Source organism: Spirulina sp. CCY15215 (assembly GCF_016888125.1).
Taxonomy (GTDB): Bacteria; Cyanobacteriota; Cyanobacteriia; order Cyanobacteriales; family Spirulinaceae; genus CCY15215.
Genome location: NZ_JACSWA010000209.1, coordinates 1 through 792, shown reverse-complemented (window position 1 = coordinate 792; position 792 = coordinate 1). Strand labels below are relative to the sequence as shown.

Annotated in this window: 2 protein-coding genes; both read left to right on the top strand. The window is 36.6% G+C overall.

The annotated features are described in order from the left end of the window. Positions 1 to 265: Uma2 family endonuclease (locus tag JUI58_RS01230; protein ID WP_204101922.1), on the top strand; the 265-nt coding region annotated here is incomplete at its 5' end. Between the two features lie 136 nt (positions 266 to 401). After that, on the top strand, positions 402 to 792 hold a 391-nt coding region (locus JUI58_RS01225; RefSeq protein WP_204101921.1), incomplete at its 3' end, for a Uma2 family endonuclease.

The following is a 792-nucleotide window of genomic DNA, read 5'->3' as shown; positions in this document are numbered from 1 at the left end:
ATCCAAATCAACTCAGAATTACGATCGCGGAGATAAGTTTGAATATTATCGATCGATCCCAGAGATGAAGGAATATATTTTAATTGACCAAAAACGATTTTATGCCATGCAATATGTGAAAAATGATGCGGATCAATGGGTTTTAAGTGAATATACAGGGAAAGAAAGCGCGATCGCCTTAAATTCAATCGAGTTTGAGATTGCTTTTAGCGATCTTTATGAAGGAGTTGATTTCACTGATGCAGAAGAAGGCGATCGCGGTTAGTTAGACAGCTAAAATTTTTGTTTGCGATCGCATTTTCTGGCAATTATGAGAACGAAAAAAGCGCAAGAAAAATAGATTTACTTTATAATATTATTAGGTGATGTTAAAGCGATCGCATTAGCTGGGAAAGCAACTCATGGTAACAGCAATTAAAACGCGCTACTATACTCCAGAAGAGTATTTAGAATTGGAAGAACAAGCGGAATTTAAAAGCGAATATCGAGATGGAGAAATTGTCCCCATGACAGGTGGAACAACCAATCATAATGAGATTTCCTTGAATTTTGCCGCTTATCTTAAATTAGCGCTGAGAAAGAAACCCTATCGCGTCTATATGGGAGATGTCAAACTTTGGATTCCTTCCTATCGTCAATATACTTATCCCGATATAATGGTTATTCAAGGGGAACCTGTTTATATGGGTAAAGGTAAAACAACGGTTATGAATCCGATGTTAATGGTCGAAGTTTTATCCAAATCAACTCAGAATTACGATCGCGGAGATAAGTTTGAATATTATCGATCGA